The sequence below is a fragment of the Streptomyces sp. NPDC048419 genome (assembly GCF_043200415.1).
GTDB lineage: Bacteria > Actinomycetota > Actinomycetes > Streptomycetales > Streptomycetaceae > Streptomyces.
On the sequence record NZ_JBICXT010000013.1, the window covers coordinates 197,975 to 218,408 of the forward strand.

At 71.6% G+C, this 20,434-nt stretch carries 21 protein-coding genes and 2 pseudogenes; 12 read left to right on the plus strand and 11 right to left on the minus strand.

What is annotated here, in order from left to right; all coding sequences use genetic code 11:
• Positions 1–3: 3 nt before the first annotated feature.
• Genes ACGFYN_RS26575 through ACGFYN_RS26585 form a run of 3 tightly spaced genes read right to left on the minus strand, consistent with a single transcriptional unit; the run spans position 4 to position 1,644 of the window.
• Entirely contained in the window at positions 4–762 is a 759-nt protein-coding gene (locus ACGFYN_RS26575) for a GvpL/GvpF family gas vesicle protein (RefSeq protein ID WP_393868370.1), read from the minus strand.
• Positions 759–1,283 (minus strand): gas vesicle structural protein GvpA, encoded by a 525-nt coding sequence (locus tag ACGFYN_RS26580; RefSeq protein WP_393868371.1) that lies wholly within the window; start codon positions 1,281–1,283, stop codon positions 759–761. Before ACGFYN_RS26580 ends, ACGFYN_RS26575 begins: the two co-directional genes overlap by 4 nt.
• Before the next feature lie 37 nt (positions 1,284–1,320).
• The gene (locus ACGFYN_RS26585; RefSeq protein WP_393868372.1) at positions 1,321–1,644 is read right to left on the minus strand and encodes a gas vesicle protein; all 324 of its coding nucleotides are present in this window, start codon (positions 1,642–1,644) and stop codon (positions 1,321–1,323) included.
• A gap of 330 nt (positions 1,645–1,974) precedes the next feature.
• On the opposite strand from ACGFYN_RS26585, the gene ACGFYN_RS26590 reads away from it, so the two are divergent.
• Complete coding sequence (locus tag ACGFYN_RS26590) at positions 1,975–2,745, plus strand: GNAT family N-acetyltransferase (protein WP_393868373.1); 771 nt, start codon at positions 1,975–1,977, stop codon at positions 2,743–2,745.
• A complete protein-coding gene (locus ACGFYN_RS26595) occupies positions 2,745–3,554 on the plus strand; it encodes a lysophospholipid acyltransferase family protein (protein ID WP_393868374.1) in 810 nt (269 codons plus the stop codon). Before ACGFYN_RS26590 ends, ACGFYN_RS26595 begins: the two co-directional genes overlap by 1 nt.
• A gap of 45 nt (positions 3,555–3,599) precedes the next feature.
• On the opposite strand, the gene ACGFYN_RS26600 is transcribed toward ACGFYN_RS26595, so the two are convergent.
• Complete coding sequence (locus tag ACGFYN_RS26600; RefSeq protein WP_393868375.1) at positions 3,600–4,346, minus strand: MBL fold metallo-hydrolase; 747 nt, start codon at positions 4,344–4,346, stop codon at positions 3,600–3,602.
• Positions 4,347–4,638: 292 nt separating this feature from the next.
• Here ACGFYN_RS26600 and ACGFYN_RS26605 point away from each other — a divergent pair, with 292 nt between their 5' ends.
• On the plus strand, positions 4,639–5,814 hold the full coding sequence (locus ACGFYN_RS26605) for an alanine--tRNA ligase-related protein (RefSeq protein ID WP_393868376.1): 1,176 nt from the start codon (positions 4,639–4,641) through the stop codon (positions 5,812–5,814).
• Positions 5,815–5,836: 22 nt separating this feature from the next.
• On the opposite strand, the gene ACGFYN_RS26610 is transcribed toward ACGFYN_RS26605, so the two are convergent.
• Positions 5,837–6,187 (minus strand): DoxX family protein, encoded by a 351-nt coding sequence (locus ACGFYN_RS26610; protein WP_393868377.1) that lies wholly within the window; start codon positions 6,185–6,187, stop codon positions 5,837–5,839.
• A 240-nt stretch (positions 6,188–6,427) separates the two neighbouring features.
• Between ACGFYN_RS26610 and ACGFYN_RS26615 the strand changes: the two genes are divergently transcribed.
• The 4 genes and pseudogenes from ACGFYN_RS26615 to ACGFYN_RS26630 all read left to right on the plus strand — a co-directional run bounded on the left by ACGFYN_RS26615 (position 6,428) and on the right by ACGFYN_RS26630 (position 8,615).
• On the plus strand, positions 6,428–6,868 hold the full coding sequence (locus tag ACGFYN_RS26615; RefSeq protein WP_393868378.1) for a VOC family protein: 441 nt from the start codon (positions 6,428–6,430) through the stop codon (positions 6,866–6,868).
• 159 nt (positions 6,869–7,027) lie between these two features.
• Entirely contained in the window at positions 7,028–7,285 is a 258-nt protein-coding gene (locus tag ACGFYN_RS26620; RefSeq protein ID WP_393868379.1) for a hypothetical protein, read from the plus strand.
• Positions 7,251–7,663 (plus strand): annotated as a pseudogene (locus tag ACGFYN_RS26625) (alpha/beta fold hydrolase); the annotation flags it as partial. The gene ACGFYN_RS26620 and the pseudogene ACGFYN_RS26625, both read left to right, overlap by 35 nt.
• A 61-nt stretch (positions 7,664–7,724) precedes the next feature.
• A complete protein-coding gene (locus tag ACGFYN_RS26630; protein ID WP_393868380.1) occupies positions 7,725–8,615 on the plus strand; it encodes a LysR family transcriptional regulator in 891 nt (296 codons plus the stop codon).
• On the opposite strand, the gene ACGFYN_RS26635 is transcribed toward ACGFYN_RS26630, so the two are convergent.
• Complete coding sequence (locus ACGFYN_RS26635) at positions 8,607–8,948, minus strand: VOC family protein (RefSeq protein ID WP_393868381.1); 342 nt, start codon at positions 8,946–8,948, stop codon at positions 8,607–8,609. The two genes, ACGFYN_RS26630 and ACGFYN_RS26635, sit on opposite strands and share 9 nt — an antisense overlap.
• A 65-nt stretch (positions 8,949–9,013) precedes the next feature.
• Here ACGFYN_RS26635 and ACGFYN_RS26640 point away from each other — a divergent pair, with 65 nt between their 5' ends.
• Positions 9,014–9,532: an AAA family ATPase gene (locus ACGFYN_RS26640; RefSeq protein WP_393868382.1), complete on the plus strand. Its 519-nt coding sequence runs from the start codon at positions 9,014–9,016 to the stop codon at positions 9,530–9,532.
• A gap of 30 nt (positions 9,533–9,562) precedes the next feature.
• Here the strand turns inward: ACGFYN_RS26640 and ACGFYN_RS26645 are convergent, their stop codons facing one another.
• Positions 9,563–11,941 carry an ATP-binding cassette domain-containing protein gene (locus tag ACGFYN_RS26645; protein WP_393868383.1) on the minus strand — a complete coding sequence of 793 codons (2,379 nt, stop codon included), beginning with the start codon at positions 11,939–11,941 and terminating at the stop codon, positions 9,563–9,565.
• A gap of 164 nt (positions 11,942–12,105) precedes the next feature.
• On the opposite strand from ACGFYN_RS26645, the gene ACGFYN_RS26650 reads away from it, so the two are divergent.
• A complete protein-coding gene (locus tag ACGFYN_RS26650; RefSeq protein ID WP_393868384.1) occupies positions 12,106–14,586 on the plus strand; it encodes an ATP-dependent Clp protease ATP-binding subunit in 2,481 nt (826 codons plus the stop codon).
• Positions 14,587–14,656: 70 nt separating this feature from the next.
• The gene (locus tag ACGFYN_RS26655) at positions 14,657–15,043 is read left to right on the plus strand and encodes a nuclear transport factor 2 family protein (RefSeq protein WP_393868385.1); all 387 of its coding nucleotides are present in this window, start codon (positions 14,657–14,659) and stop codon (positions 15,041–15,043) included.
• Between the two features lie 15 nt (positions 15,044–15,058).
• On the opposite strand, the gene ACGFYN_RS26660 is transcribed toward ACGFYN_RS26655, so the two are convergent.
• The 3 genes from ACGFYN_RS26660 to ACGFYN_RS26670 form a co-directional block, all read right to left on the minus strand.
• Positions 15,059–15,817: a class I SAM-dependent methyltransferase gene (locus ACGFYN_RS26660; RefSeq protein WP_393868386.1), complete on the minus strand. Its 759-nt coding sequence runs from the start codon at positions 15,815–15,817 to the stop codon at positions 15,059–15,061.
• 48 nt (positions 15,818–15,865) lie between these two features.
• A complete protein-coding gene (locus tag ACGFYN_RS26665; RefSeq protein ID WP_393868387.1) occupies positions 15,866–16,513 on the minus strand; it encodes a tetratricopeptide repeat protein in 648 nt (215 codons plus the stop codon).
• A gap of 105 nt (positions 16,514–16,618) precedes the next feature.
• Positions 16,619–18,298, minus strand: coding sequence for a serine/threonine-protein kinase (locus ACGFYN_RS26670; protein ID WP_393868388.1), 1,680 nt, complete (start codon positions 18,296–18,298; stop codon positions 16,619–16,621).
• Between the two features lie 439 nt (positions 18,299–18,737).
• Here ACGFYN_RS26670 and ACGFYN_RS26675 point away from each other — a divergent pair, with 439 nt between their 5' ends.
• Positions 18,738–18,965, plus strand: coding sequence for a hypothetical protein (locus ACGFYN_RS26675; protein ID WP_393868389.1), 228 nt, complete (start codon positions 18,738–18,740; stop codon positions 18,963–18,965).
• Positions 18,966–19,041: 76 nt separating this feature from the next.
• Positions 19,042–19,300, plus strand: a pseudogene (locus tag ACGFYN_RS26680) (transcriptional regulator); the annotation flags it as partial.
• Between the two features lie 42 nt (positions 19,301–19,342).
• Here the strand turns inward: ACGFYN_RS26680 and ACGFYN_RS26685 are convergent.
• Positions 19,343–20,335 (minus strand): LLM class flavin-dependent oxidoreductase, encoded by a 993-nt coding sequence (locus ACGFYN_RS26685; RefSeq protein ID WP_393868390.1) that lies wholly within the window; start codon positions 20,333–20,335, stop codon positions 19,343–19,345.
• Positions 20,336–20,434 lie beyond the last annotated feature (99 nt).

Genomic DNA, 20,434 nt, shown 5'->3' on the forward strand with positions numbered 1-20,434 from the left:
GCGTCACCGGCCGGCCGGGGCGGACGACGCGTCGACGAAGCTGTAGCAAGGCAGCGGACCGGTCACACTGAGGGACAGCCGGTCGCCGACGTCGCGCGCCCGGTCGGTGAGCGCCTGCCGGAAGCGGGGCTCGTCGGCGGAGCGCAGCAGGAACGACGTGCTCAGCACCTGCTCGTCGTCGACCGGTCCCTGCGCCGTGCGCACGGCGAGCGGAGCCAGACAGGCCAGCACCTCGCGTGCCGCGCGCCGGGCTTCCCGGGTGACGCCTTTGGCGAGCCCCTCGCCCAGCCGTACGTTCGCCTCGTAGCCGGGGCGGTTGCGGGTCTTGCGGGCGAGGGCGCGCAGGGTCTCGTCCCTGTGCACGAGGTCGGCGAAGCAGCCGGGCACGACGGTGCCCTTCACGTTCATCTCGACGCAACCCCGCACGCTTTCCAGCTGTGCCGCCAAGTGGGTTCGGTCGGCGCGTAGTTGGCCGCGCAGGTTCTCGGCGTCCGGTGTGAGGACGGCGAACTGCATGGGCAGGACCGGTCCCTGCGCGGTGAGTTCGCCGAGCACCGACTGATGAGCCATCAGGTCCCGTCGTCGAGCCCGGACCTGAGCCGGGGCGTCCGAGACCGCCGCGCACAGCCCGGCCTCGGTCAGCAGCCGCACCGCCGCGCCGTCCACTCCGGGCGCGCGCGGGGGCTGGATTCCCGCGGGGGCGATGCCGTAGACGTAGAGCGTGCCGGCGGTGGTGGGGGCGGCGGTTGCCGTCACGGTCACTCCTCCTCCTCGGCCTTGCGGCGCCGGGTCCGGGGGCGGTCGTCGTCACTGCCGCGGCGACTCGAGGAACTGGAGGCCTTCTTCGCCGGGCTGCGGCGCCTGCGTTCCGGCTGGGCGGCGCGCTCGGAGCCCTCGTCGGCCTCGTCGTCGGCCTCGTCGTCGTCCGTGTCGTCGTCCGGGGTCAGGACGTCCTTCACCTTGCCGGTCAGCGAGCGGGCGGTGCGCTTGGCACCGGCCTTGCCGATGGTCTTGGAGACCGGCCCGCCGCCGAACAACTCGGGCACGGTCTTGGAACGCGAGTCGTGTTCGAGGTCGAGGCGGTTGCACGCTTCGGCGAAGCGCAGGTAGGTGTCGACGCTGGCTACCACGATCCGCGCGTCGATCTTCAGGATCTCGATCCCGACCAGCGAGACGCGCACGAAGACGTCGATCACCATGCCGCGGTCGAGAATCAGTTCCATCACGTCGTAGAGGGTTCCGGCGCGCGGCGCACAGACGACCTCGTCGTTGTAGACGGTCATGCGGCGGTCCTTCCGGGAGACTTGTGCGACGGCCCGGTCACTGGTCCTGGGCTCCGCGCCGGTAGCGGGAGACCCGGCGGTACTGCACGAGCTCGCCCGCCGAGTCGAGTTCCACCTGGTACGTCGCGAGCAGACTGGTGGTGTCGGGGATGCGCGCCAGTTCGAGCACGTCGACGTCGACGATCCAGCCGTCGTCCTCGCCCCGGCACACCGCGGAGACCCCTTCGAGGCGGTGGCGGATCAGCTCGGTCAGCTCCTCCGCGGCGCGCCGGGCGGCCTCCCCGGCACCGCGCACGGTCCGTCGGCGCTTGGTGGACGAGGCCGTGCCACGCCGTCGCTCGTCGGCTCCGGATTCGGTCATGCACTTCACTCTTGCCGCAGGAGCCGGTGCGCGCGTGTACAGCTAGGCCATATGAGCCGGGTTCGTCGTCGGAGGCGAGCTGGGTCCGCGGCGGGCGGGCCGGCCCGGTGGCGCGGCGCGAGTGGTCCGGGGGAGACCCGCAGGTGGCCGTCGCACTGCGCCCCGGCGAACTGACAGGTGCGGCCCGAGCCGTTCAGCAACCTCACACCCGCGCGCTCTGCGCCGGTTACTCGACGGTCAGTCGGCATCGGAAGAACAGGGGCGGCGGACCGCACGACACCGCTCAGCCGCCCCCGCCTCGCCGCCCCGGCCCGTGACCAGGAGAGAGCCATGAACGGCGTTTCCACGCTCGACCGTCCCCCGCAGCCCGCGGCGCCCACCCGCTACAGCGTCTCACTCGCCCGAGACGAGTCCGACGTGCGTGCCGCACAGCGGCTGCGGCACGACGTCTTCGCCGGAGAGATGGGTGCCCTGCTGGCCACCGCGCAGCCGGGCCACGACATCGATGCCTTCGACGCGTACTGCGACCATCTGCTGGTGCGCGAGGAGATCACGGGCCAGGTCGTCGGCACCTACCGGCTGCTGCCGCCCGAGCGCGCCGCGGTGGCCGGACGGCTGTACTCCGAGGGCGAGTTCGACCTCGCCGCGCTCGACGCGATCCGCCCCGGCCTGGTCGAGGTCGGCCGCTCCTGCGTCCATCCCGACCACCGCGACGGCGCCGTCATCGGCCTCATCTGGGCCGGCATCGCCCGCTACATGGTCGACCGCGGCCACGAGTGGCTGGCCGGCTGCTGCTCCATCCCGCTCGCCGACGGCGGCAAGCTCGCCTCCGCGACCTGGGACCGCGTGCGCGCCAAGCACCTGGCCCCGGAGGAGTACCGCGTACGGCCGCTGCTGCCCTGGGTGCCGGGCACCGCCGTCCCGGCCGCGAAAACCGAACTCCCCGCCCTGCTGCGCGGCTACCTCCGCCTCGGTGCCTGGGTGTGCGCGGAACCCGCCCACGACCCGGACTTCGGGGTGGCCGACCTGTACGTGCTGCTGTCGATGCGCCGGGTCAACCCGCGCTATCTGCGGCACTTCCTCTCGCTCGTGCCGGCGTGATGAGCGCCTGGCAGCCCAGCGCTCCCTGCACCCCCGGGGCGTGCATAGAGGCGACGGAGTCCGCCACGGCCGTACCGCGCGCCGTGCTGCGGATGGCGGCAGTCGTGATCGTGATGCTCGCGGGGATCGCGCTGCTGCCACTCGGCGGGCGGATCCCCGCCGAGCTGGTGAGGCGGTGGTGCCGGTGGATCGTACGGGCCGCAGGGGTCCAGGTCCGTATCACCGGCGCCGCCGCGCCCACCGGCGGCCTGCTCCTGGTCGCCAACCACATCTCCTGGCTGGACATCCCGCTGCTCGCCGCCGTCCGCCCCGCCCGGATGCTGGCCAAGTCCGACATCCGGGGCTGGCCCGTGGCCGGCTGGCTGACGGCGCGCAGCGGCGCCCTGTTCATCGACCGCGACCGGCTGCGCGCCCTGCCCCAGACGGTCGCCCAGATCGCGGACGCGCTGCGCCACGGCCACGCCGTCGGAGTCTTCCCCGAGGGCAGCACCTGGTGCGGACGCGCCCAGGGCAACTTCCGGCGGGCCGCCTTCCAGGCCGCTCTCGACGCGGGCGTCGGTGTCCAGCCGGTCCGCCTGCACTACCGGATCGAGGGCGGCACACCCAGCACGGTGCCCGCCTTCATCGGCGACGACTCGCTGCTGACGTCGGTGTGGCGGGTGCTGACGGCACGGGGCCTGGTGGCCGAGGTCGAGGTCCGCGAGGCCATCGCAGCGGGCGCACACGGTGATCGGCGGGCGCTGGCGCGGGCGGCGCAGCCGACGACGGCGGGTCAACTGGGCTGGATCCACACCGCGTTGGTGGCATAGAGCCGGCCCCTCGTCCCGGCCGTCAGCAGACAGGACGCGTCGTCGTCAGGACGCCGGTTCGACGACGAGGTCCGGGAGGGCGACGTCGACCCGTCGCCCGAAGAGCTCCGCGGCCACATCGCGGGCGGTCGCCGGATCCGTGCCCGGCCACAGGTGGGTGAGGACCAGCCGCGCCGCGCCCGCCTGTTGGGCGTACTGACCGGCCAGCCGCGCCGTCAGCAGACAGGGCGCGTCGCCGTCCGGTACCCGGTGGATGTAGGTGGCCTCCGAGAGGAACAGGTCCGCGCCCTCGGCGAGGCGCGGGATGTCGGCGCTGGGGCCGGTGTCGCCGGTATAGGCGAGCACCCCGTGGGGCGTGGCCAGCCGGATCCCGGCGTTGGGCACGAAGTGCGGCAGCAGCCGGGTGCCGACGGTGAACGGGCCGATCTCGAACCGGTCGCCGGGCGTGAACTCGTGCAGCCGGTACGCCGCGGCGAGCATGCTCGGCCGGTCCAGCGCCAGCACCGCATCGAGCGCTCCGTGCGGGGCGTACACCGGCAGGGCGGGCGGAGGATCGTCGCTCAACCCCCGTGCGCGCAACAGGGGATTGAGGTCGGCGCAGTGGTCCGGGTGCCCGTGGCTGACCAGAACGGCGTCGACCGCGTCGACGGTGTGGTGGTGCAGCAACCGCGGCAGGCTGGCGTACCCGGGATCGAGGAGCAGCCGGAATCCGTCGTACTCGACGAGATAGCCGCTGCACGCCTGCACGGCCGTGGGCCAGGCACCGCAGCCGCCGAGAACCGTCAGTCGCATGACAGCAGACCCTAACGTCCCACCACCGGAAAACCAGGCGACGGAGTTTCGGCTCCCTGCTACCGTCGCGTCCGTGAAGGTCAGGACCTGTTGCAGCCCCATCGCGGCCGCGCGAGCGACGAACTCGCCGGCTGCCGACGCCTGACCTCTTCACCTTTCCCCGGCGGCCGGAAACGGACCGCCGGGATGTGGCAGACGCTCGCTTCGCAGCCTCGCCGTCTTGCGGCCTCATAGGCCCGCACCTGCTGATCCCGTGGTCCCTTCCGGCCCCATGACCCGAAGGACGACCGCCATGCACACCGACCAGGTCATGAAGACCTTCACCGAGTTCTACGGCGAGCGCGGACATCGGCTCATCACCGGCAGCACCCTCCTGCCACCGCCTACGGACCCGGTGCTGTTCACCACCTCAGGCATGCACCCCCTCACGCCGTATCTCCTGGGCCGCCCGCATCCGCAGGGCAGGCGCCTGGTCAACGTCCAGCGCTGTCTGCGCACCACCGACCTCGACGAGGTCGGCGACCCGACCCACCTGACGGTCTTCGAGATGCTGGGCTCATGGTCCCTGGGCGACTACGGCCACTCCCGGAGCCTGCGCTGGGGACACGAACTGCTCCGCGACGGCTTCGGCATCCCGCAAGACCGCCTCCACGTCACGGTCTTCGGCGGAGACGACCAGGTCGGCCCAGACACCGAATCCCTGTGCACCTGGCAGGAGTTGGGGCTGCCCGTGGAGCAGACCGGCGGCGAGAACTGGTGGTCCAACGGCCCCGTCGGCCCCTGCGGCCCCGACTCGGAGATCTTCGTCTGGACCGGTGACCCCGACACCCCGCCCCAGGGCACGCCCACCACCGACCCGCGCTGGGTGGAGATCTGGAACCACGTCCACATGCGCTACCACCGCCATGAGGACGGCACCCTGCAACCCCTGCGACAGCCCGGCATCGACACGGGCATGGGCCTGGAACGCCTGCTCACGGTCCTGCAGGGACGAGGCTCGGTCTACGAGACGGACCTGTTCGAACCGTGGACGAGACTGCTGCCGCGACTGTGGGACCTGGACGAACGGTCGATGCGCCTCGTCCACGACCACCTGCGCTCAGGCATCGTCGTCATCGGCGACGGAGTGCGCGTCTCCAACACCGGCCGAGGCTACGTCCTGCGCCGCCTGATCCGCCGCCTGCTCACCACACTCCGCCGCGACGACCCTTCACGCACCCTGGCCGACCTGCCTTCGGAACTGGTCGACCACACCCTGAACCACTTCCACCAGACCTGCGACACCGACCTCGTCCGCCGACTGCTCCTGGACGAGGAGCGACGCTTCACCAGACTCCTGGAACGAGGCCGGCGCATCCTCTCCCGCCCGGAGTTCAAGGGCACGCTGAGCGAAGAGGACTACCACTACCTCCACGACACCCACGGCCTGCCCCGCCACCTGGTCACCGGCCTGCGCACCACGGACTGACGGTCACGGCGGGCGGCGGCTCTCATCGCAGAAGGTCAACGACGAGAGCCGCCGCCGACAGCACCAAGTACCCGCCGGGCCAGGCGAGGTTGTGCACCACGTGCGTACGCAGATGAAGGGCGACCGCCGCGACGAAGAACAGAACGAGCCCGATGGCCGCCGCGACGCCGATGGCGTGGACGCCGAGCAGCCCCAACAGCAGCCCGACCGCACCGGCTGCCTTCAGCGCGGCCAGCAGCGGCAGTTGACGCTGCGGCACCCCGACCTCGGCCATGTTGCCGAGCACGAACTCCACCCTCATGAAGTCCGCCACGGCGGTCCAGGCGACCGCCACGACCGCCGCGACCGTGACGACGACGTAAGCCGCGAACATCCCCTGCCCCTTCCGACGCACCAGCTCTGCGGATCAGGCGAGCCGCCCGTGCCCGCCCCCACCGACAAGCCTTCTCGGTGACCTCCTGCGCGTCCAATACCGGCATCTATAACCAGATGGCATGGATGCGGACGTGTCGGAAGGCGGATAGATTGGGGGTGTCCGGCCGCTGAACGCGGTGTCGACGATGCCGCCCCTCCGGCCCTTGCAGCCCAGTCGCAGCAGGAAGATTCCACCGGCATGGACGTTCTCTTCATCACGAGCATGGCGGCGGTCGTCGCGGACCCGCCGCAGAGCCGCAAGCTGTTCATCGAGGCCCTTGGCCTGCCCTTGGAGGGGGAAGGCGACGGCTACTACTCCAGCGGAAGCATCGCGGGCAGCAAGCACTTCGGCCTCTGGCCGCTCTCGCAGGCGGCCGAGGCATGCTTCGGCACGGCCCAATGGCCCGCCGACCGCGTGGTCCCGCAGGCATCGATCGAGTTCGAGGTGGCGAACGCGGAAGCGGTCTCGGCCGCCGGTGCCGAGCTTCAGCGCGCGGGCTTCGAACTGGTGCACCAGGCCCGCACCGAGCCGTGGGGCCAGACGGTGGCCAGACTTCTCACGGCGGACGGCCTGATCGTCGGGATCTCCTACGCCCCCTCCTTGCATGACGACATGCGGGACGACCGGCGCCCGGGTTGAGCCGACCCGAGACCGGCCCGGACGATGCGGATCGACTCCGCGGCAACCCATTCCCCACTCCCGGGGCTTCGCCGTGATGCCGGCGTCACCTTCCCCCCGAGTCCGGGATCGAGGACTACGCTGGTCGCCCTGCCGAGTTCGTACGACCCGGAGTTACGTATGGCTGAACCGCCGCTGAAGGCACACTTCGTCGCCGAGCCGATCGAGCTCCCCGACGGACGGAAGATCCGCGTCAGCGCTTACCCGGACGGGAGCATTCGCTTCAACGTGGACGGGCTGCCCTACGTCCTCACCGAGGCGTACCTCAGCGGCAACCCTGAGAAAGACAAGGCCATCCTGAAGCTGTCTCCCGGTAGACAGGGGAGCAATGCGGCGCGCAACTATGTGGAGTTGCTGGAAGAGAAGAAGCGCAGCTAGACGCGTGATGGTCGTGCGGGACGGGGTCCGGCTTGCCTGCCGGGACTGGGGCGGGCCGGGAGAGCCCATGGTGCTGCTGCACGGCCTCGCCGGTCACGCGGGTGAATGGGACGCGCTGGCACGGCGGTTGAGTTCCCGGTACCGGGTCGTCGCGGTCGACCAGCGCGGGCACGGCGCCGCGTGCGCCACCCGCAGGATGTCTCCCCTGCCGCCTACGTCGCGGATGTCCTCGCCGTCGTCGACCAATTGGCGCTGCGGAGGCCTGTGCTGGTCGGACCGTCGCTCGGCGGGCACACCGCCATACTCGCCGCGGCCGCACATCCCGGACGGCTCCGGGCACTCGTGCTCATCGAGGCCGGTCCCGGTGGACTTCCTCCGAGGTCTCGACGGCCTCCTCGATCGCCCAGGCGTCCGGTACCGGCATCTATAACCTGAAGGCATGGACGTGGACACCCGCCTGCTGCGCTCCTTCGTCGCCGTGGCGGAGGAAGGCACCCTGACCCGGGCCGCCGGGCGGCTCTACGTGTCGCAGCCCGCGCTCACCAAGCAGATCAGGCAGTTGGAGGAGCAGCTCGGGGTGCGGTTGTTCACGCGGTCGCGGGCCGGGATGGCGCTCACGGAGGCGGGGCGGGTGCTGGCCGAGCGGGTGCCGGGGGTGCTTGCCGGGTGGGAGCAGGCGGTACGGGAGACCAAGGGGGCGGCCAGCCGGGCGGCGCGGGTGCTGCGGGTCGGGTTCCTGGCCAGTGCCGCGAACGAGGCGACGCCGGGCATTGTCGCCGCGTTCGCGGAGCGCAGGCCGGGCTGGCGGGCCGAGATGCGGCAGGCCTCCTGGTCCAACCCGAGCGCCGGCCTGGCCGACGGCGACGTGGACGTGGCGCTGCTGCGGCTGCCCTTCCCCGGTCAGGACGCCCTTCGGGTGGAGGTGCTGCTCACCGAGCCCCGTTGGGTCGCCCTTGCCTCGGCGCACCCGCTGGCCGACCGCGACGAGATCCCTTTCCGGGAGCTGTGGGACGAGCCGTTCGTGGCCGCGCCGGCCGAGACGGGCTGGTGGCGCGATCACTGGCTGGCCACCGACGAACGCGAGGGCAACCCCGTCCGCGTCGGAGCCGTCACCGACCAGCCCGACGACTGGCTCACCGCCATCGCCAACGGCTACGGCATCGCCCTGGCCCCCGCCTCCGCCGCCCGTTTCTACGCCCGCCCCGGCATCACCTACCGCCCCGTGGCCGGCGTCGGCCCCACCCGGGTGGGCGTGGCCTGGGCCCCGGCGGACGACGGCAACCCCGTCGTCCAGGACTTCGTACGCTGCTGCCTGGCCGGCTCAGGCTGAGGCGCCGCCGAAGCCGAACTCGTTGCCGTCCGGGTCGTGGTAGGTCACCTTGCGCACGCCGTTCGCGTACGTCTCCCTGCTCGTCGGCTCCAGACCCCGTTCGGCGATCCCGGCGACGCGCGCGTCGAGGTCGTCGACGAACACGGTGTGCAGCGCGTGGCCGCCGTGGCCGGGACGGTGCTCGATGTAGACGTAGCGATGTTCGGCGAGCTCCCACACCGCTTCCTTGTCGTCCGGGAAGAACGCCGGCTGGGTGCCGAGGAGCCGTTCGTACCAGGCCAGCGCCGTCGCGTAGTCGTCGACCGGGATGCCTGCGAAGAGCGTGAGGGTCATGCGGTCACGATAGGTCGGGCGCCGGGCGGGACATGCGGATTCGCCGCCGCTGTAGGGTGCGCAGGATGAAGCGGATCTTGGTGGTCGGTGTCACGGGTGCGGGCAAGTCCACGCTCGCGCGGGCCGTGGCCGCACGCCTGGACGTGCCGTTTCACGAGATGGACGCGCTGTACTTCGCCGGTCCCGGCTGGGCCGTCAACGACAAGCTGGCCGAGGTGGTGTCGCGCATCGCCGCCGGGCCCCGCTGGATCATCGACTCGATCGGCTGTCCGGAGGTGCGTGACCTGCTGTGGGAGCAGGCCGACACGGTGCTCTGGCTGGACTACGGCAAGCGCGTCGTGCTGCCTCGCGTCCTGCGCCGTTCGCTTCGGCGCACGCTCACCCGCGAGCGCGTCTTCGGCGGCAACCGGGAGACCTGGGCGGGCTGGTTCAGCAGGGAGCACCCGGTGTGGTGGTCCTGGTCCCAGCACGCCGGCCGGAGCGAGGAGATCGCGCGCCGTACGAGCGATCCGCGGTTCGCGCCCCTCGAAACGGTGCGCTTCGCCCATCCCGACGACGCTTCGGCCTGGCTGGCAGCTCTGTGACCCGGGGAGCCGGAGCGCCCGCTTCCACCTTCACGCCGTCCGCGGGTCCAGCACCTGCCGCAGATACGGCGCCGTAGCGCTCCCCTCCGCCTCCGCCACCCGCGTCGGCGTCCCTGCCGCCACGATGCGGCCGCCCGCGTCGCCGCCGCCCGGGCCCATGTCGATCACCCAGTCCGCGCCGGCCACGACCGACATGTCGTGCTCGACGACGATCACGGAGTGGCCGGCGTCGACCAGGCCGTGCAGCTGGCGCATCAGGACCTCGACGTCGGCCGGGTGCAGGCCGGTGGTGGGCTCGTCGAGGAGGTAGAGGGTGTGGCCGCGGCGGCCGCGCTGCAACTCGCTGGCCAGCTTGATGCGTTGGGCCTCGCCGCCGGAGAGTTCGGTGGCGGGCTGGCCCAGGCGGAGGTAGCCGAGGCCCACGTCGAGGAGGGTGGCCAGGCTGCGGGCCACCGCCGGGGTGTCCGCGAAGAACTCCGCCGCACTCTCCACCGTCAGGTCCAGCACCTGCGCGATGTTCCGTCCCCGGTACGTCACTTGGAGCGTCTCGGGGTTGTAGCGGGCCCCGGCGCAGTCCGGGCACGGCGCGTAGGTGCTGGGCAGGAACAGCAGCTCCACGCTGACGAAGCCCTCGCCCTGACAGGTCTCGCAGCGGCCCCCGGCGACGTTGAAGGAGAAGCGGCCGACGCCGTACCCCCGCCCGCGTGCTTCCTCGGTGGCCGCGAACTCCTTGCGTACGACGTCGAACAGGCCTGTGTACGTGGCCAGGTTGGAGCGCGGGGTGCGGCCGATGGGCTTCTGGTCGACCGAGACCAGCCGCTCCACGCCCGCCAGGTCCTCGGTGATCTCGCCGATGAGTGTGGACTTGCCGGAGCCGGACACGCCGGTGACGGCGGTGAACACGCCCAGCGGGAACTCGGCGATCACGCCCCGCAGGTTGTGCCGGGTGACCGGGCCGACCTTCAACTCCTCTCGTGCGGGACGCACTTGGCGTGCGGCGGCGGGGGAGCGGCCGAAGAGGAAACGCGCTGTCGCGGACTCGGCGACCGACGCCAGATCTGCCACCGGGCCGCTGTGCAGCACCTCGCCGCCGTGCTCTCCGGCGTGCGGGCCGACGTCCACGAGCCAGTCGGCACCGCGCATCACGTCGAGGTGGTGCTCGACGACGAACACCGAGTTGCCCGCGGCCTTCAGCCGATCCAGGACGGTGAGCAGGGCTTCGGTGTCCGCCGGGTGCAGTCCCGCGGACGGCTCGTCGAGGACGTAGACGACTCCGAACAGGCCGGAGCGCAGTTGCGTCGCGAGGCGCAGCCGCTGCAGCTCGCCGGCCGAGAGGGTGGGGGTCGAACGGTCCAGGCTGAGATAGCCCAGGCCGAGTTCGAGGATCGGCGCGATCCGGGAGTGCAGGTCCTCGGTGAGGACGCGGGCGGTCTCCGAGGTGGCGTGCAGCGCGGAGTCGAGGTCCGTGAGCGGCAGCGCCGCGAACTCGGCGATCGTGCGGCCGGAGAAGGTCACCGCCAGCGACTCCGGCCGCAGCCTGCTGCCACCGCAGACCGGGCAGGGCGCACTGGCCAGGAAGCGTTCCGCCTTCGTGCGCAGGGTGAGGCTCTTGGAGTCGGAGAAGGTCTTCATGACGTAGCGGCGGGCGCTCATGTACGTGCCCTGGTAAGGCCGTTGGATACGGTCCGCGTCGCGCACCGGGTGCACCGTGACGACGGGTTGCTCGTCGGTGAACAGGATCCATTCCCGTGCGTCGGCGGGCAGTTCGCGCCACGGCCGGTCGACGTCGTACCCGAGCGCGTCCAGGATGTCGCGCAGATTCTTGCCCTGCCAGGCACCCGGCCACGCGGCGATCGCGCCCTCCCGGATCGACAGCGACGGATCGGGGACCAGCAACTCCTCGCTCGTACGGTGGACTTGCCCCAGACCGTGGCACTCGGGGCAGGCCCCGGTGGCCGTGTTGGGGGAGAAGGCGTCGGAGTCGAGACGCTCGGCACCCGGCGGATAGTCCCCGGCGCGGGAGAACAGCATCCGCAGCGAGTTCGAGAGGTTGGTGACCGTGCCGACGGAGGAGCGGGACGTCGGCGCCGAGCGCCGCTGCTGGAGCGACACCGCGGGCGGCAGCCCGGTGATCTCCCCGACCTTCGGCGCCCCGACCTGGTGGATCAGCCGGCGAGCATACGGCGCCACCGACTCGAAGTACCGGCGCTGCGCCTCGGCGTAGATCGTCCCGAAGGCGAGCGAGGACTTCCCGGACCCGGACACTCCGGTGAACACGGCCAGCACGTCCCGCGGAATGTCGACGTCCACGCCCTTGAGGTTGTGCTCGCGGGCACCACGGACGCGGACGTAGGGGTCGTGGACGTCGGGGGTGGTGTGGCCGTCGTGCGGGACATGGGGGCCGTGCATGAGGGGAGCACTCCGTACGGTCTTCGGTTGCTGCGGCGGGACAAACCCCGCAATCCTAATCCCGCCCGGTGCATCACGCTCGGTGACCGGCGCGAGTGCGGGTGTCCCGGGTCTGTGCCAGGTTGGAACACGGACGCCTGGCTCCGCAGGGAAGGCCCGTGGACATGACTACTCCCGGTTTCGGTTTCGGACGCAGTCCCTTCGAGGAGTTCGACGAGTTGATGTCCCGGTTCTTCGGAGGCACCGGGGGTGGATCGCCGAGCCGGAGGGCGCAGCGGGTCGACATCGGCAGCCTGCTGTCCGAGCGGGCCCGGGAGCTGGTGGCCGACGCGAGGGACATCGCCGCGGTCGAGGGCAGCGAGGAGCTGGACGCCCGGCATCTGCTGGCCGCCGCCACCCGGCACGACTCCACCCGCCGGATGCTCACCGAGGCCGGCGCGGACCCGGACCGGATCAGGGAGCGGCTGGAGGCCGCCGAGGCCGGCGGCGAGAAGACCGAGCCCACCACACTGACCCCGTCGGCCAAGCGCGCCCTGCTCGACGCCTACCAGCTCTCCCGTGCCGAGGGCTCCTCCTACATCGGCCCCGAGCACCTGCTGCGGGCGCTGGCCGCCAACCCGGAGTCGGCGGCCGGGCACCTCCTCAACGAGAACGGCTGGGAGCCCGCCCGGCTGCCCTCCGGCGCCGGCGAGGGCGCGGCCGAGCGCAAGCGGCCCAGCAGCACGCCCACCGTCGACGAATACGGCCGCGACCTCACCGAGGACGCCCGCGCCGGCCGTCTCGACCCGGTGATCGGGCGGGACGAGGAGGTCGAGCAGACCATCGAGGTCCTCTCCCGCCGCAGCAAGAACAACCCGGTCCTGGTCGGCGACCCGGGCGTCGGCAAGACCGCGATCGTCGAGGGCATCGCCCAGCGCATCGTCTCCGGCGACGTACCGAAGACACTGGAAGGCAAGCGGCTGGTCTCCCTGGACCTGGCCGGCATGGTCGCCGGCACGAAGTACCGCGGCGAGTTCGAGGAGCGGCTGAAGAAGCTCCTCGACGAGGTGAGCGAGCACGGACACGAACTGGTGCTCTTCCTCGACGAGTTGCACACCGTCGTCGGCGCGGGCGGCGGCGGCGAGGGCGCCATGGACGCGGGCAACATGCTCAAGCCCGCTCTGGCCCGCGGCGAACTGCACCTGATCGGCGCCACCACCATCGACGAGTACCGCCGGCACATCGAGAAGGACGCCGCCCTGGAGCGCCGCTTCGCGCCGATCCTGGTCGGCGAGCCGACGGTCGACGACACGGTGGAGATCCTGCGCGGGCTGCGCGACCGCTACGAAGCCCACCACCAGGTCCGTATCACCGACGAGGCGGTCGTCGCGGCGGCCGAACTGTCCGACCGCTACATCACCTCCCGCTTCCTGCCGGACAAGGCGATCGACCTGATGGACCAGGCGGCGGCGCGGGTCCGGCTGCGCGCCAAGACGCCGCTCGCCGACACCCGCGAGATCGAGGACCGGATCGCCGCCCTGGGCCGGGAGAAGGACCAGGCGGTCGCCGACGAGGAGTACGAGCGCGCCAAGGAGCTGCGCGACCGCATCAAGGAGACCGAGGCACAGCTCACCGAGGCCGGTAAGGGCGAGGCACAGGTGCCCAAGGTGACGGCCGAGGACATCGCCGAGGTCGTCTCCCGCACCACCGGCATCCCCGTCGCCCAGCTCACCGAGGAGGAGCGGGCCCGGCTCATGAAGCTGGAGGAGCACCTGCACGAGCGGGTGGTCGGCCAGGACGAGGCGATCGCCGCGATCGCCCGGGCGGTACGCCGCGCACGCGCCGGCATGAGCGACCCCAACCGCCCGGTCGGCAGCTTCCTCTTCCTCGGTCCCACCGGTGTCGGCAAGACCGAGCTGGCCCGCGCCCTGGCCGCGGCGCTGTTCGGCGACGAACACCGCATGATCCGCCTGGACATGAGCGAGTTCCAGGAGCGGCACACCGTCTCCCGACTGGTCGGCGCGCCTCCCGGATACGTCGGCCACGAGGAGGCCGGCCAGCTCACCGAAGCCGTACGCAGGCAGCCGTACGCCGTGGTGCTGCTGGACGAGGTGGAGAAGGCGCACCCGGACGTCTTCAACACACTGCTGCAACTGCTGGACGACGGCCGTCTCACCGACTCCCGGGGCCGCACGGTCGACTTCAAGAACACCGTGATCATCATGACGTCGAACATCGGCGCCGACCGCATCCTGGCGGCGGGCGTGGACGACTACGCCAAGGTCCGCGAGACCGTGATGCCGATCCTGAACCAGCACTTCCGCCCCGAGTTCCTCAACCGCATCGACGAGATCATCGTCTTCCGAGGCCTCGACCGCACCCAGCTGCGCCAGATCGTCGAACTCCTCCTGGAGCACACCCGGCGCCGGCTGCACGCCCAGGACGTCACGCTGGAGGTCACCGACGCGGCGGCCGACCTCCTGGCGAACATCGGCCACCAGCCCGACTTCGGCGCCCGCCCGTTGCGCCGAACGATCCAGCGCGAGGTCGACGACCGGCTTGCGGACCTGCTGCTGTCGGGTGAGCTGAAGGCCGGGGATCACGCAGTGGTGGACGCGAGGGACGGGACGATCGCTGTTCGGGCGGAGCGGGGGGAGTCGGTGTAGCAGTACCGCCGTGCGCCCGGCAGCGTCCAACCCACCTGTAGTGTCGGCACACATGACAACAGAGTCACCGGTGCAGACTGTGCAGCGCCTGTTCCCGCTGCTCGCCGAGGGAAAGAATGCGGAGGCGGCGGCGCTGTTCGCCGACTCGGTGTCTTTCTCGATCCCGCACCCGCCGGGCATCCCGTGGGTACCGGAGGTCGACTCGGCAGAGGGCATGCGGACGTTCTTCGAGCTGCTGCAGACCCATGTGCGGGCCAAGGAGTTCGACCTGCGCCAGGTCATCGCCGACGGCGACGACGTGGTGCTCATCGGGCGCATGGTCTCCGAGGTCAGGAAGACGGGCCGGGCCATCGACACGGCGTTCGCCCTCCACACCACGGTCCGGGACGGGCGCATCACCCGCTACCACCTCTACGAGGACACCTACGCCGTCGCCAAGGCCTACTTCGGCGACTGATCGTTCACGTCCGTATCAGCGCAGTTCAAGCGTGAGCAGCGGCTCGGCGAACACAGGGGCCGGGCCGTCGGGGTCCACGGCCACGGCCTGTTCCAGCCGGCGGAAGCCGGCTTCGAGCTCGGCCGGAGTGAGCTGGGCGAAGAACGAGAGGGTGCGCAGACGTAGCCGTTCGAGCATGTCGCCGCGGGTGCCGGCCGACGGCTCGGTGACCGTGCGGAAGTCGGCGACGCGCCAGCCCGCCGACGTGAACGTCTCGATGACTTCGTGCAGCGGCTGGAATATCGAGGCGTCCGCCTCGTAGCCACGGGGGAAGTACTCCAGCCACCACGGCCGCGGATGGTGGTCGCTGAAGTTCGTGCGCAGGAGCAGCCGCCCACCGGTCCTGAGCACTCGGGCCAACTCCGGGACTGCCCGGGGCTTGTCCCGGACGTGGTGCCATGACCAGCCCAGGAGCGCGTAGTCGGCGCTGCCGGACGGCACGGGTATGTCCTCGGCGCTGCCCGGGAGATACCGCACGCCGGGATGCGGGGAGTGCGCCTGGGCCACCTCGCGCATCCGGTCCGACGGCTCGACGCCGACGACGGGCCCGAACGCGCTCGCCAGGGCCGGCGTGAACCTGCCGGTCCCCGAGCCGATGTCCATCCCCGTCAGCGGGCGCCGATCGGGCAGCACGGCTGCGAAAGCGCTGATCCATACCTGCAGTTGCTGCTGGGTGAGCACCCGGCCGCGCGCGTAGTGCTCGTGCTGTTCGGTGTCGTAGTCGATCGGTCTCATCGCTTCTCCAGCCACAAGGCGTGGCGACAAAGGTGATCGTGGACCCGCCTACGTGCCGATCAGCGTGCGCGCCTGCTCCACCCACCCCGACACGGCCTTGGCACCGCATTCCTCGGCGACCGTCTGCGCCTCGTCGAGGTGGCGGAAGGCCGTCGGCCGGTCACCGGTCTCGGCCGCGAGGTAGGCCAGCGCCACCAGGCCCGCCGCCTCCCCGGGCCGGAAGCCGATCGCTCGGCGCAGCGTCACCGATTCGGTCAACCGCTCGCGGGCCTGGTCGAATCGACCCGCGTCCTTGTCGGAGAAGCCGAGGTGGCGGATCGCGTACGACATCGTCATCCGGTCGTCGACGGACTTCGCCAGCGCGTACGACCGCTCGAAGTACGGCCTGCCGGTGATGCCGTCGCCCTTCACCACCTGATGCCAGCACCCGATCCAGAACAACGCGTCGGCCTCACCCGGCACGTCCCCCAGCCGCCGGTACAACTCGGCCGCGCGCTCGAACAGTTCCAGTTCCCGGCCGTTCTCCTCGCGGTCGTTGAGGAACCGGACGTGCAGGACCTTGCCCCGCGCCATGGACAAGGGAGCCTCGACCGCGTCCAGCACCTCGTCGGATCGATCCAGCGCGGACGCGTCATCGCGGAACATCGCGGCCTCGAAGAGCTCTCCCGCCCGTCCGACCCAGTCCTGCTGCTGCATGCCGTACCCCTCCCCGTTGGACGATGGCAGTGCTGAGGCTAACTCCGTACCCTCGAAGGGAGTTGAGAATTTCCGGGGCGCGGCGTGAAGTCGGTCCCCACGCGACTACGCCTTCCGCCAGACGGTCATGTCAGCGGTCAGGAAGCTGGTCCCGGGCTTGTCCCACAGGGCGGTCGACTTCACCTGGACGACGAGCAGGGCGATGGCTCCGGAAGGGCCCTGGACGCAGATCTCGCTGCCGGGTGCCACGGCGGCCAGCGGGAGGCGGTGGGTGTCCACGCCGGCGACGGCGGAGCGGCACGAGTCGTAGGTGGCGCCCGGCTTGCTGTAGAGCAGGGCCAGGTCGCTGGTGTCGCTCTGCAGCGCGCAGCCGACCTGCTTGCAGTCGAAGCGGATGTCGCCCTTGCGGCTCTTGTGGGCGACCGGCTCTTCGAGGCTGAGTGAGGTCTTCTCGTCCAGCCATTGCTGGGGGTACGGCACGGGTCGCGGGGTCGCGGGCGCGGTGGGGGAGGGGCTCGACTGCTCCGGGGAGCGGGTGCCCGCGGCCGACGCGGACGCCGATCCGGACCCGGGCCCGGACCCAAGCGCAGACCGGGACGGCCGCACGGACCCGGACCCTTCCGAGCCCGGCCCCGAGGACGCGGCCGTATCCCGGTAACGCTGCCCCTGCGCCACGTCATGGAGCATCCACGTCAGCCCCGTCAGCAGCAACGCGCCCCCGGCCACGGCGGCGGCCGTCACCAGCGCCGTACGTCTTCGGCGGGCCGAGCGTCCGCCCGGTGCCATCGGCCGGGTCTGGAGCTGAGGTTGGGCGAGCAGCGGCCCCGCGTGGGCGGGGATCGTCTGCGCTGCCGCGATCGTATGGAAGCGCGTGGGGTCGGGGGCCGGAGCGGGAACGGTGACCTCGGGTCCCGCGGCCTCCCGCCACACGGCCGGCCCGCCGCCCGCGTCGGCGGCCCGTCCCAGCCGCTGCCGGCACCACTCGACGATCTCCGCCGGGGTGATGCGCTCCGCGGGTTCTGCGGCCAGGCACTTGGCGATCAGCGGACGCAACTGCTCAGGGAGCAGGGAGAGTTCGGGCTCGGAGTGCACGATGCGGTAGAGCACGGTGGCTGAAGGGCCGTCCCCGTAGAGCGGTTCGCCGAGCGCTGCGAACGCCGCGGTCTGGCCGAGCGCGAACACGTCGGTCGCCGCGGTGACTTCACCGGCCGTCGCCTGTTCGGGGGCCATGAACTGTGGCGTGCCGACGGCGGAGCCGGTGGCGGTGTGCCAGGTGGCGTCCGCTGCGAGCGAGATGCCGAAGTCGATCACGCGGGGTCCGTCGGCGGCCAGCAGCACGTTCGACGGCTTCAGGTCGCGGTGCACGATGCCCGCGTCGTGGATGGCCTGCAGCGCCTCGGCCACTCCGGCCATCAGCCACAGCACCGCGGGCACCGGCAGCGGTCCGCGCCGGGTGACCGCCTCGGCCAGGTTGGGCCCGGGCACGTAGAGCGTGGCGAGCCAGGGCGGTATGCCGTCCGCGTCGGCGTCGATCAGTTCGGCGGTGTAGGCACCCCGGACCCTCTGTGCCGCCTTGATCTCGCGGCCGAAGCGCCGCCGGAAGGCCGGGTCGTCGGCCAGCTCCGGCCGCACGACCTTGATCGCGACGGGCCGTCCGCCCTGTGTGTGCGAGAGATAGACCCGCCCCATGCCACCGGCGCCGAGCCGCGCGGCCAGCCGGTAACCGGCCACCATGGGCGGATCGTCCACCTGCAACGGCTGGAACACCTCGGTGGCATCGTTCATCGGCCCTTGTTCCCCCCTTGTCCCCGTGTCCCCCGACAGGCAGACCAACAAGAGAAGACTAAAGGTTGTCGTGTGCCTGATGATCGGGGTGGTGCGCCTGTTGCCGCGCCCTCACACCGCGCCCTGCGCCATGAGGCTCTCCGCGCAGTCGAGCACCGTCTGCCGGGCGGTCCGTGGCTGCCAGCCGAGCGGCGTGCGCGCCTTTTCCGTGCTGTGGCGGTTGCGGCGGCCGAACGCGGGGGTGATCTCCCGCAGGGACGGGTCGCGGAAGCGGGCCAGCAGGCGGATGACGAAGTCCGGGACCTGGCGGGTGGGCCCCTTGCGGCCCCCGCTCGCCCAGACCGTCGCGGAGGGTGCGTGCCATGTCCGCCCTCCACAGGAACTCGCCGGTGGCGAGGAAGCGTTGGCCCGCGGCGGCCGGTGACGTCATCGCCAGGATGTGCACCTCGACGAGGTCGCGCACGTCCACGATCTCCAGGCCGATCCGCGGGATGCCGGCCATCTCGCCGGTCATCATGCGGGCCACGATGCCGACGGACCCGGTCGTGTCCGCCGTCAGGACGGGGCCGAAGACGGCGGCAGCACGGTGGTCAGTTCGGTCGGGCCGGCGTGGCTCTCCATGAAGTCCCAGGCCGTGCGCTCGGCGAGGGCCTTGGAGCGGCGGTAGGGGATCAGGGTGGGATCGGTCGGGCCACAGCGTCTCGTCGGTGACGCCTTCGGCGGCGTACGACGACGGGCTCTCCGAGTGGTTCACCGCGGAGCTCGCCCCCGTGGCCGGGCCCGAGTTCACGCGCCGCCTGAACCGGCACATGGTTCCGCAACGGGGAGCCCTCCGCATCACCCACCTGTCCGGCGGCGACCCTGCGGCTCAACCGCGAGATCCTCGAACTCGCGGCGGACAGCCGGCAGTTGGTCGTGCTTCTGCCCGCGGACGAGCGGACCGCTCAGGCCGTCGAGCAACTCCGGCACCGGCCCCACGGCAGGCTGCGGGCGATCTCGTAGACCAGCTTTGGGCGATGTCGTAGGGCGCCGGAGGCCGGGAGGTCACCACAGGCGGGCGAGGCGTCGATACGAGTCCACCAGGGCCGCACGGTCGTACGTGCTGGTCGTCACCAGTACCTCCTGTGCGCCGGTCTCCTTCAGCACCGTCTCCAGCTCGTGCGCGACCTGGTCCTCGGTCCCGGCGATGTGGCCCGCGAGACCGGACTCGTAGAAGCCGCGCTCCTTGTCCGTCATGGGCAGGCCCTCGACGCGCTCCGCGGGCGGCAGGGGCGGGAAGGTGCCGTGGGTGCGGGAGTACGCCATCGACCAGGCCTCCGGGATCAGCAGTCGCCGGGCCTCCTCGGGTGAGGCGGCCACGGCGATGGTTCCGGAGATGACGACGTAAGGTTCGCTCGCCCAGAGGGAGGGCCGGAAGTGGGTGCGGTAGTGGTCGATGCCGCGCTGCATCTTGTCGCGGTTGCGGAGATCGCCGATGACCATCGGCAGGCCCGCACGGGCGGCGATCGCGGCGCCCTCGCCCATGGCCAGGACGAACGGCGGCACGGTCAGGCCCTCGGCGGGCCGCGCATGCACCCCCGTCGGCGAGGTCCCGCGGAACCAGCCGAGCAGCTCGTGCAGCTGCGCCTCGAAGTCCTCCGCGTCGTCCTTGTCCCGGCCCAGCGCCTTGCGCACCCCGCCGGTGAACCCGACGGAGCGGCCGAGTCCCATGTCGATCCGCCCGGGGAAGAGGGACTCCAGCACCCCGAACTGCTCGGCCACGACCAGAGGTTGGTGGTTGGGCAGCATCACGCCGCCGGTGCCGACCCGGATCGACCGCGTGGCGCCCGCGACGGCGGCGGCCAGCACGGTCGGCGCGGACCCGGCGACCCCGGGCACCCCGTGATGCTCCGAGACCCAGACGCGGTGGTAGCCCAGCGTCTCCAGCTCCCCGGCCAGCCCTACGGTGTCACGCAGGGCCTCCGCGTCGGTGTGGCCCTCGCGGGTGCGGGAGCGGTCGAGGACGGAGAAGCGGGTCGAGGCGATCGCGGAGCTCATGCTTGCTTCAACACCTGGGAGTCCCCAGGATTCCTCCGGCGGCCGGGGCCGCGGGCGGAAAGGGTCTCCGGTCGGTCGCGGCCGGTTGCTAGCGTGTAC